This is a genomic window from Paenibacillus sp. FSL H7-0331 (assembly GCF_001956045.1).
In genome coordinates this window covers 1-4,091 of sequence record NZ_MRTH01000105.1, presented here as the reverse complement: position 1 = coordinate 4,091, position 4,091 = coordinate 1, and the positions used below count along the sequence as shown (strand labels likewise).

4 protein-coding genes and 1 pseudogene are annotated in these 4,091 nt (G+C 43.3%); 2 read left to right on the top strand and 3 right to left on the bottom strand.

What is annotated here, in order from left to right:
• Positions 1 to 561: 561 nt before the first annotated feature.
• Positions 562 to 754 (bottom strand): annotated as a pseudogene (locus BK127_RS45465) (His/Gly/Thr/Pro-type tRNA ligase C-terminal domain-containing protein); the annotation flags it as partial.
• Positions 755 to 1,057: 303 nt separating this feature from the next.
• Positions 1,058 to 1,651, bottom strand: a complete 594-nt coding sequence (locus tag BK127_RS41660) for a TetR/AcrR family transcriptional regulator (RefSeq protein ID WP_076238507.1) — start codon at positions 1,649 to 1,651, stop codon at positions 1,058 to 1,060.
• 163 nt (positions 1,652 to 1,814) lie between these two features.
• On the opposite strand from BK127_RS41660, the gene BK127_RS41655 reads away from it, so the two are divergent.
• Positions 1,815 to 2,708, top strand: a complete 894-nt coding sequence (locus BK127_RS41655) for a ketopantoate reductase family protein (protein WP_076238506.1) — start codon at positions 1,815 to 1,817, stop codon at positions 2,706 to 2,708.
• 204 nt (positions 2,709 to 2,912) lie between these two features.
• Here BK127_RS41655 and BK127_RS41650 read toward each other — a convergent pair whose 3' ends face one another.
• Positions 2,913 to 3,197, bottom strand: a complete 285-nt coding sequence (locus tag BK127_RS41650; protein ID WP_076238505.1) for a hypothetical protein — start codon at positions 3,195 to 3,197, stop codon at positions 2,913 to 2,915.
• Positions 3,198 to 3,387: 190 nt separating this feature from the next.
• On the opposite strand from BK127_RS41650, the gene BK127_RS41645 reads away from it, so the two are divergent.
• The gene (locus tag BK127_RS41645; RefSeq protein ID WP_076238504.1) at positions 3,388 to 3,891 is read left to right on the top strand and encodes a hypothetical protein; all 504 of its coding nucleotides are present in this window, start codon (positions 3,388 to 3,390) and stop codon (positions 3,889 to 3,891) included.
• Positions 3,892 to 4,091 lie beyond the last annotated feature (200 nt).

The following is a 4,091-nucleotide window of genomic DNA, read 5'->3' as shown; positions in this document are numbered from 1 at the left end:
CAGCTCGAAGCAACCTTGCCAACATATCAATATCCTGTTTCCTGGCTTTTACGACTGCCATTGGCTCACCTCTTTAGATTTCTAGACTCATCATATTAATATTATAGGTGTGGTGAAGCGGATGTATTACTCTGGCAAAATAGAGAGCGAAAATAAATAACCGTTCCACCACACTCTTCTGCCCGTTAGCTTAATCCCGTAGGGAGTTTTCGTATACCTCCTTTTCACTTCAAAGGAGACTCGTCGGGAATGAGATAATGTTCTTGTCAAAATCGGGAATGGGATCAAGTTCTTGTCATTTGGTTTTGACAAGAACTTGATCCCATAAAATAAAAAAACCGCGATTTACGCGGCAACTAATGAGATAATGTTCTTGTCAGCCGACATTTGTCGGATGACAAGAACCTGGCTACATAAATGGCTCCGGCAATAAATTCATATAACAGGTAAATTCCATCATTATCTTCACACTTATATTGGCCATTCTTTGTTAATAAAGGTAAAGGAATTTTACCTTTCAAGCCGCTATTGCGCATGAGCCACAACATTATCGGCACATACTCATCTGTCAACTGCTGAGACGTCTAATTGACCTCTTCTAAGAGTTAAAACTTTATGCGTTGTCCGATATGCCTTGAAATCAGCGATCGGCATGCGCGTTTGCTCCATCGAATCACGTTCGCGGACTGTCGGCTTTCGACTCGAAATCATACGTGATGCAGAACGGCGTGCCGATCTCGTTTTCCCTCGCATAGACATGGATTGCCCAAGTCCCTTCTTCTTCAGCAATGATTTTAGGGGTACAAACATGTCTCCCTGAACGCGAAACGAGCCTTAGAAGCGATTCTAGAGGCTCGTTTTTCTATGGATATTCTGTTGCTCTCAACAAATGGGACTTTTTCAGTGGCCTCCGATGGTCGTGAATCAATCTATTTACTTCTCTTGACAAAAAACACCTTCTTCGTTTGGTATCATGAATGTGTCGGGCAACCATGCAAACAAAGAGAGGTGAGTAACTTATGGTACACTATCGTTCCTATCTGACCAGTCTCGTTTTTCATCTGTATTCATCGCCATTGCGATACAACCCCAGACCGTTCATTACATAGGGACGAACAATGTCTACAAGCACATCGGTTCGATCTTTCTCCTCGACATTTAACCAATAATGCGCAGCGCCATAGATCGCTGAACCTGTCATGACCGCCGTGATTTTTATATGATGCCTGTCCGCCCCATGGTGGGTATCCCCTTTCAGAAAAATGTTCTCTATGGTTTGCTGCAGCATTTTCTTTATTTTTTCATCGACAAGCGTAGCCATCGAATTGGAATCCATTCTGCAGATCTGATAAAAATCCACGATGTATTGGTGCGTCAGCAAGATCAACTGGTCACATATTTCATCCGTAAACTCCTGTGCATTCGCCATTTGCTCAGGAATCATTTCATGAAAAGCCTGTTCTGTGACTTCGTCAAGCAAAGCATATTTATCTTCAAAATGGGCATAAAAGGTGGCGCGGTTAATGGTTGCTTTCTGAGCGATATCTTTGATGGTGATTGCATCAAATCCTTTTCTCCGCAACAAATCTCTGAACGCTGCTCTAATTAACTGTCGTGTGCGCAACACCCTCGGATCTTCCTGATTTACCATTTCTATATCTCCTTGTTAAACATCAATTATCACAATGTGTTGCCTATGCAACTTTCATCTAACTCTGCCGGTTGAAATCATAAGCATGCGATATTATTATTATCTTATCAAACAGGTGTTGCTTAAACAATCTGTGACTAATTCTATGAAAGGAAGGATCATATTGAACACCAAACCACATAGACTTTTGATATTTGGCGCCGGCGTGATTGGCAGTGTATATACACTCCGATTAGCACAGTCGGGACTGGACGTCACTATACTGGCACGAGGAAAGAGACTGGAGGCGCTGAAAAGGGACGGTCTGAAATACCACGATAATGGATCGATAAAGCAAATATCGATCAACACGATAGAAAAGCTTGATAACGACGACATTTATGATTTTATCTTTGTTCCAGTACGATATGATCAGGCCGAATCTGCCCTGTCTGCGATCAAGCATAATCGAAGCAAGACCATCGTCACCTTTACCAACACCATTGGATATGACTCTTGGCTTGAAATCGTGGGCGATCGCTTACTTCCGGGATTCCCGGGCGCCGGTGGAGACATCAAAGAAGATGTTCTATACGCCCAATTCGGTTCCGAAAAACATCAAGGAACCATTTTTGGTGAAATAAATGGACTGACGACCGAAAGAGTGAAAGAGCTTGCCCAAATATTTGAATCGGTGGATTTGCATTATGAAATCCAAAAAGACATTCAAGCATTCCATATATCGCATACTGCGTTGGCTATTGTCAACAAGCATTTCTATACAAATGACGGAATGGTGGATATTGAGACGGCAAGAAGTGTAAGCACTCTAAGCAAGATCGCCGCAGATATTAAACAAAACATTCACTTGGTAGAGCAAGCCGGAATTCCGGTAATCCCACCCGAAACGAAGGCAATGGGAGAATTGCCTGACAACGATATTATTTCCCGTTACCGCCAGATGCTGAGCAATGACTTCATAATTGATGTAAAGCTTGGGAACCATGCCATCAGCCAAAAAGCAGAAATAATGTTATTAGATGAGATGTTTCATAAAATGATATCCGCCCGCCGATGACATCATCATAAGCTCCATAAAGGACGGCAAAGGGTTGATATTACCTCCCCAGTGGGAAAGCAATTAACGCATAATGCCAATGATTTGGCCCAGTTAACAAACAGCGGCAGTTGAAAAATCAACGTGTGTTCAATTTAAGAGGAGGATAATCATGAAAGCTATTACTTTGACAAGCTTTGGAATTGCAACAAGATGCGCAGCGGGCTAATCGATCGCTACAACAGAGTCAAGGCTAGAATGCCCATAGTCATCAATCCTTTCACTGGTACAGCTATAACGTCGCTGTGGGAAGATACCATAAGTGGATTGCTGGACCATCAGCTTGTCGATAGCCTGCTCTCCAGCCCGATGGATACGGTGTGCTCCTTCTACCCTCAGATCGACTTCTACATGAAGACGTGTAAGCTGGTGTTCTTTGGCTCGCTCCATATTGATGATGAACTTAAAAAGGCTGGCATGCCGATAACTAAGCCCAATAGGGAGAATCATCGCAGAGACTTCCTGACCCTATACGACAACCCTTGGATTGCTAGACATAAGGCCAGGCACCCCAGTTTTTTTCAGAACAATACGCAGTTTCGGAATTTCATTCAAGATGTAAAACGGGATATGACTTCCCTGAACCAAGCGATTAGTATAATTGTGGACTATAATAAGTTCATGGATGCAGACTATCGCCATGAGATTTTATCCCGGATCGGGAAGGAAGTGTGTCCTTACTGCAACCGACAATACATTACTCACCTGTAATTCCCGCTTCAAGCTGGCCAAGGGTTACGACATTGTCTACCCATACGATCGAGGGTTTGATGATAGCGCATGGTTTAAAGTGCAGATGAATGGGAAGAGTACGGTGGATACCATAACAGGGAACAACACAAATTTCGATCTCGATCTGGAGTTCGATCGGACAAGCTCTCATGCAGTTAAAATCCAGAATAGCACGGAATTGTTCAAACTGGCTAATGTCTATCAGAGCCATAAGGAGTACGTAAGGGAGCTGCTCTACAAGAAGCATGCGTATGCTGGGACGTACAAGAATGAGATGCAGAAGCTCTTTACCACCCTGAGTCTAAGTGAAGAGCAAATCGATCTGTTCCTGTATGGGAACAAATTGTTGCCGGACAATCTGTCCACGAGGCCTCTAGCCAAGCTGACCTATGATGTGATCAAGAAAGTGTGACAAATCAAGACTGCCGTGAGCAAGCAAACGGCAGTCTTCCTCCCTTAGTTTTATGATTTTCCATGTTGCCTCTAACGTGGCAAAGAGCAAAAGGAAAACCACAATACGAGGTGAACTGTAACCCGTAAGGTGGACACTTGAAAAAAAGTGACCTCTTACGGGTTTTTGTGCTTTAATCATACTATCGAGAATACATGGGG

Coding starts and splice junctions, on each gene's coding strand:
- BK127_RS41660 (WP_076238507.1), bottom strand. CDS start 1,651: ATGGTAAATCAGGAAGATCCGAGGGTGTTGCGCACACGACAGTTAATT.
- BK127_RS41650 (WP_076238505.1), bottom strand. CDS start 3,197: ATGATTCTCCCTATTGGGCTTAGTTATCGGCATGCCAGCCTTTTTAAG.
- BK127_RS41645 (WP_076238504.1), top strand. CDS start 3,388: ATGAGATTTTATCCCGGATCGGGAAGGAAGTGTGTCCTTACTGCAACC.